This window comes from Pseudonocardia bannensis, assembly GCF_012911875.1.
In the GTDB taxonomy this organism is placed as follows: domain Bacteria; phylum Actinomycetota; class Actinomycetes; order Mycobacteriales; family Pseudonocardiaceae; genus Pseudonocardia; species Pseudonocardia bannensis.
In genome coordinates, this window is record NZ_JAAXKZ010000205.1 from 1 (window position 1) to 5,572 (window position 5,572).

The window sequence follows — 5,572 nt, forward strand, 5'->3', positions numbered from 1 at the left end:
GGCGCGTCGGCTCCCCCTGGCCACGGGCTGTCACACGGTCAGGACTACCACGCCGCCCGCGCCCACAGCAGCTCCGCAGCGGTCCGGGTGAACAGGGTCTCCACCGGGGAACGGCGCATTCCCGACGAAACGGGCAAATCGTGCGATCGTGGCCCGATGACCGGTCAGGGCGCGAGCCGGCGCACCCGCCACGACCGGTCGTGTCCGTCGACCTCGAACCGAAGCCGATCGTGCATCCGGTTCTCCCGGCCCTGCCAGAACTCCACCTGATCGGGGATGATCCGCCACCCTCCCCAGTGCGGCGGGCGCGGGACCACCTCGGTGTCGGCGAAGCGGCGGGCGACGCCCTCCAGCGCGTCGTCGAGCACCCGGCGGTCGGCCACCACGACCGACTGCGCCGACGCCCACGCCCCGAGCTGTGAGCCACGCGGGCGGGTGGCCCAGTAGGCGTCGGCCTCTTCCGGGGTCGCCTCCTCGACGGCGCCGCGCAGGTTCACCTGGCGGTGCAGCAGGTACCAGGGGAAGGTCACCGAGGCCGCCCGGCCCTGGCGCAGGTCGTGGCTCTTCGCCGAGGTGTAGTTCGTGTAGAAGACCACCCCGCGGCCGTCGAGACCCTTGCACAGGACCGTGCGCGACGAGGGCCGGCCGGCGGGGTCGGCGGTGGCGAGCACCATGGCATTGGGTTCGGCGACCCCGGCCTCCTCGGCCTCGGCCAGCCACCGGGCCAGCTGCTCGTGCCAGGTGGGGGCGAGCCGATCGGTGTCGAAACCCTCGGGGGGATAGTCGACTCGCATCTCGGCCAGCTCCACGTGCGGCATCGCGTCGGTCATCGCACCCCTCCTCATCGCCGGCTCCGACCGTAGAGCGCGGCCCGGCCGGGTGGAATGGTGCCGGTGACCGATGCCACCCGCCGCGCCCGTTGCCTCCCACCGCCACTCGGAGGCAGGGTGACGCCAACCACGTTGACCGTCCACAGCGGCCGTGGGCAGCTCGCGAACCGGGCAAAGGTCCGCCGTGCGAGCGGGCATCGGCCGATGGCGCCGCCCGGCGTCCGGACGCCGGTGCGAACAGTCGGGGACGACAACGAGGAGGACGGGTGTCCACTGCGCCGACTGCGGCCGCCGCGCCGACCGCGCTGGATGCTGCAGATCAGACGGACGGAACGGCGGTACCCCCGCCCCCGCCCGGCTTCAAATCGGGTCTGGAGGGCCATGTCGCCTTCCGCACCGAGATCGCCGAGCCGGACAAGGACGGCGGTGCGCTGCGTTACCGCGGCGTCGACATCGAGGACCTGGTCGGGAAGGTCACCTTCGGCAACGTCTGGGCGCTGCTGGTGGACGGCCGCTTCGGCCCGGGCCTGCCGCCGGCCGATCCTTTCCCCATCCCGGTGCACACCGGCGACGTTCGGGTCGACGTGCAGGCCGCGCTGGCCATGCTCGCCCCGTACTGGGGCTGCCGGCCGCTGCTCGACATCACCGCCGAGGAGGCCCGCGACCAGCTGGCCCGCGCATCGGTGATGGCGCTGTCCTACGTCGCCCAGTCGGCCCGCGGAATCGGCGTCCCGGCCGTGCCGCAGTCGCGGATCGACGAGTGCTCGACGATCACCGAGCGCTTCATGGTGCGCTGGCGCGGCGAGCCCGACCCGGCGCACGTCAAGGCCGTCGACGCCTACTGGGTGTCCGCCGCCGAGCACGGCATGAACGCGTCCACGTTCACCGCCCGGGTGATCGCCTCCACCGGGGCCGACGTCGCGGCGTCGCTGTCCGGGGCGATCGGCGCGATGTCGGGTCCGCTGCACGGCGGCGCGCCGGCGCGGGTGCTGCCGATGATCGCCGAGGTCGAGCAGACCGGTGACCCGGAGGCGCTGGTCAAGGGCATCCTCGACCGCAAGGACAAGCTCATGGGCTTCGGGCACCGGGTCTACCGGGCCGAGGACCCGCGGGCCCGCGTGCTGCGCCGCACGTGCCAGGAGCTGAACGCGCCGCGGTTCGAGGTCGCCGCCGCGCTGGAGCAGACCGCGCTGCGCATCCTGCGTGAGCGCCGCCCGGACCACCCCATCGAGACGAACGTCGAGTTCTGGGCCGCGGTGATCCTCGACTTCGCCGAGGTGCCGCCGCACATGATGCCCGCCATGTTCACCAGTGCCCGGACCGCGGGCTGGTCGGCGCACATCATGGAGCAGAAGCGGGAGAACAAGCTGGTCCGCCCGTCGGCGCAGTACATCGGCCCGGGCCCCCGCCGTCCCGAGCAGGTCACCGGCTGGGACGAGATCACGCACGGCTGACGTCGGTGTGAGCGGCAATGGTCGCCGGATCGACCATTGCCGCTCACGAGCCGGTGGGCCCCACCGGGCGCCTGCGGATCGCCACCGAGAACGCGGCGCCCAGCACGCACAGGACCGCGCCGCCGTACCAGGCCGCGTCGTAGCTGCCCAGTGCGTCGCGGACCAGACCGGCACCGAGCGCGGCGAACGCGGCCCCCAGCTGGTGCGAGGCGTAGACCCAGCCGAAGACGACGGCTGCGGCCGGACCGAAGGTCTCCCGGCACAGGGCGAGCGTCGGCGGCACGGTAGCCACCCGGTCCAGCCCGTAGAAGACGATGAACGCCAGCATGTGGGCCTGCAGCCCCGGGCCGAACAGCGGCGGCAGCAGGGCCGGCGAGACCCCGTGCAGCAGGTAGTAGATAGGCCCCCAGCAGGATCCGCGGGTCGAAGCGGTCGGTGAGCCAGCCGTAGAACACGGTGCCCACCAGGTCGAAGATCCCGACGAGGGCGAGCAGGCTCGCCACCGTGGTGGCCGGCATCCCGTGGTCGTGCGCGGCGGGAACGAAATGCGACCGGACCAGGCCCGCGGTCATCGCCCGTGGCCAGGCACGCCTGGATGAGCGTGCGCACGTTCACCCGGCGGTTCCGCGAGGAGACCGGGCTGAGCCGAACCGCCGGCTCGCCCGGCAGCGCGTCGAGCTGGCGCGGCGACTTCTGGAGACCACCGGGCTGCTGGTGGAGCGGATCGCCACCGCGGCCGGCTTCGGCACGACGGCATCGCTTCGCGAGCATCTGCACGCCGCGATCGGGGTGGCACCGCAGGCCTACCGGCGTACGTTCCGCGGCACTCCGCCCGCCCGCGACCTGCGCGCGGGGTGAGCCGCGCGCACGGCCCTGCAGCCGGGGCCGTGCCCGGCGCACACCGCTCCCCGCCCGTGACCCGCGGAACCGCAGGTTGCAGACTGGAGGCCGTGACGTCCTCGACCACTGCGTCCTCCGCCGACCTGCAGATCCCAGCCGACCTGTTGCCCGCCGACGGCCGGTTCGGCTGCGGGCCCTCCAAGGTCCGTCCCGAGCAGATCTCCGCGCTGGCCGACACCGGTGCAGCGCTGATGGGCACCTCGCACCGCCAGAAGCCGGTCAAGTCACTCGTCGGCAGGGTCCGTGCCGGACTCTCCGAGCTGTTCTCGCTGCCCGAGGGCTACCAGGTGGTGCTCGGCAACGGCGGGTCGACCGCCTTCTGGGACGCCGCCGCGTTCGGGCTGGTTCGCGAGCGGGCCCTGCACCTGACCTACGGCGAGTTCTCGTCCAAGTTCGCCGACACCACCCGCGGCGCGCCCTTCCTGGCCGACCCGGTCGTGATCTCCTCGGAGCCGGGCACGGCGCCGGCACCTGCCGCCGACCCGTCCTGCGACATCCTGGCCTGGGCGCACAACGAGACCTCGACCGGCGTCGCCGTCCCCGTGGTCCGCCCGGAGGCCTCGACCGACGGGCAGCTCGTCGTGATCGACGCGACCTCCGGCGCCGGCGGCCTCCCCGTCGACGTCTCGCAGGCCGACGCCTACTACTTCGCGCCGCAGAAGGGCTTCGCCTCCGACGGCGGGCTGTGGATCGCGCTGATGAGCCCGGCCGCGCTGGAGCGGGTGGCCGAGCTCGCCGCGGGAGACCGGTGGATCCCGCCGTTCCTGTCGCTGGCGACCGCCGTCGACAACTCGGCCAAGGACCAGACCTACAACACCCCGGCGCTGGCCACGCTGTTCCTGCTCGCCGAGCAGATCGACTGGATGAACGGGCTCGGCGGGCTCGACGCGTGCGTCGCCCGGACCGCCGACTCCTCGGGCCGGCTGTACTCCTGGGCCGAGAAGTCGTCGTTCGCGACGCCGTTCGTGGCCGACCCGGCGCACCGCTCGCAGGTCGTCGGCACGATCGACCTCGACGACTCCGTCGATGCCGCCGCCGTCGCCAAGACCCTGCGCGCGAACGGCATCCTCGACACCGAGCCCTACCGCAAGCTGGGCCGCAACCAGCTGCGGATCGGGATGTTCCCCGCCGTCGAGCCGGACGACGTGTCCGCGCTGACCGCCTGCATCGACTACGTGGTCGAACGACTCGGCTGAGCTGCGCAGATCGGGACGGGCCGGTGGGTGACCACCGGCCCGTTCTGCTTTTCCGGGCCCGCCAGCAGTTGCAGAAAGTAGTCACATCTGTATCGCCTTTCCCAGCTTTACCAGACCGCCGCGCCGTGCCACGCTGAGTGCGCTTCCTTCGTTCGGGAGCGCGCAGCAAGCCACACAGTGGCCCCGGAGCTGGGCAGATCCGGCCTCGGCGCGCCTCCGCCGCAGGGTGCGACAGGGCAACTACCGTCACCCGCACGGGGACGACACAGAGCGGGGAGGCCGTCGATGCGGGCGTTGCGGGTCGTCGGGGTCACCGAGGACGGCCACGTCGTCCTCGAGGATCCGGCCCGCCGCGAACGCTTCACCGTCCCGGCCGACGAGCAGTTGCGCGCCGCCGCCCGGGGAGACCTGACCCGGCTCGGCCAGATCGCGATCGAGTTGGAGAGCCAATTGCGACCACGCGAGATCCAGGCACGTATTCGGGCCGGAGCGTCCGTGGAGCAGGTCGCCGCGGCGGCCGGAGTGCCACTGCAGAAGATCGAACGATTCGCCTACCCGGTGCTGCTGGAGCGCTCACGCACCGCCGAGCTGGCCCAGGGCGCCCATCCGATCCGCGCCGACGGGCCCGATGTGCGCACCCTCGGCGAGGTCGTCGCACACACCTTCGGGCTCAGGGGCCAGGACTACCCCGACGCCGAGTGGGACTCGTGGAAGGGCGAGGACGGCAGGTGGGTCGTCGCGCTGAGCTGGCGCGCGGGCCGCTCGGACAACGAGGCGCACTGGACGTTCCAGCCCGGCGCGCACGGCGGCACCGTCACCGCGCTCGACGAACACGCCAACGACCTGGTGGAGGGGCTGCCGATGCGTCCGCTCCGGACGGTCGGTCCCGTGATCGACATCAGTCGCTCCGAGGAGCAGCCGCCCGCCCCGGAGCCGGTCGAGGAGCAGATCGTCCGGGCGGCGGCAGCGTCGGGATCCCCGGTGCGGGACCGCCCGGTCCCCCCGCCGGACCGGTCCGCAGGCCGCCCGTCCGTCCCGCCCGAGCAGCGCCGCCCGGCCGCGGCCGCAGCGGCGGCACCCCGTGCGGCCGAGCGCCCGGTCGAGCGCACGCGCGAACGGGCAGCCGAGCCCCCGGCCGACACGTCCCGGCCCGAGCCGCCGCGGGTCGAACCGGCCCGTCCCGAGCCCGCCC

Annotated in this window: 5 protein-coding genes and 1 pseudogene; 4 read left to right on the plus strand and 2 right to left on the minus strand. The window is 73.3% G+C overall.

From position 1 onward, the window contains the following. Positions 1-164: 164 nt before the first annotated feature. On the minus strand, positions 165-830 hold the full coding sequence (gene pdxH / locus HF519_RS29120) for a pyridoxamine 5'-phosphate oxidase (RefSeq protein ID WP_169416181.1): 666 nt from the start codon (positions 828-830) through the stop codon (positions 165-167). A 305-nt stretch (positions 831-1,135) separates the two neighbouring features. On the opposite strand from pdxH, the gene HF519_RS29125 reads away from it, so the two are divergent. Next, positions 1,136-2,284 (plus strand): citrate synthase 2, encoded by a 1,149-nt coding sequence (locus tag HF519_RS29125; protein ID WP_169416184.1) that lies wholly within the window; start codon positions 1,136-1,138, stop codon positions 2,282-2,284. Positions 2,285-2,327: 43 nt separating this feature from the next. On the opposite strand, the pseudogene HF519_RS29130 reads toward HF519_RS29125, so the two are convergent. Beyond that, positions 2,328-2,859 (minus strand): annotated as a pseudogene (locus tag HF519_RS29130) (MFS transporter); the annotation flags it as partial. Here HF519_RS29130 and HF519_RS29135 point away from each other — a divergent pair. The 3 genes from HF519_RS29135 to sepH form a co-directional block, all read left to right on the plus strand. Beyond that, a complete protein-coding gene (locus HF519_RS29135) occupies positions 2,792-3,142 on the plus strand; it encodes a helix-turn-helix domain-containing protein (RefSeq protein WP_438826458.1) in 351 nt (116 codons plus the stop codon). The pseudogene HF519_RS29130 and the gene HF519_RS29135 sit on opposite strands and share 68 nt — an antisense overlap. A 92-nt stretch (positions 3,143-3,234) precedes the next feature. After that, entirely contained in the window at positions 3,235-4,380 is a 1,146-nt protein-coding gene (serC, locus tag HF519_RS29140; protein ID WP_169416182.1) for a phosphoserine transaminase, read from the plus strand. A 285-nt stretch (positions 4,381-4,665) separates the two neighbouring features. Continuing rightward, the coding region (gene sepH, locus HF519_RS29145; protein WP_169416183.1) for a septation protein SepH at positions 4,666-5,572 on the plus strand (907 nt) is incomplete at its 3' end.

Bases quoted from the DNA above. Each gene is read 5' to 3' on its own strand.
- pdxH (WP_169416181.1), bottom strand. From the start codon at position 830: ATGACCGACGCGATGCCGCACGTGGAGCTGGCCGAGATGCGAGTCGAC.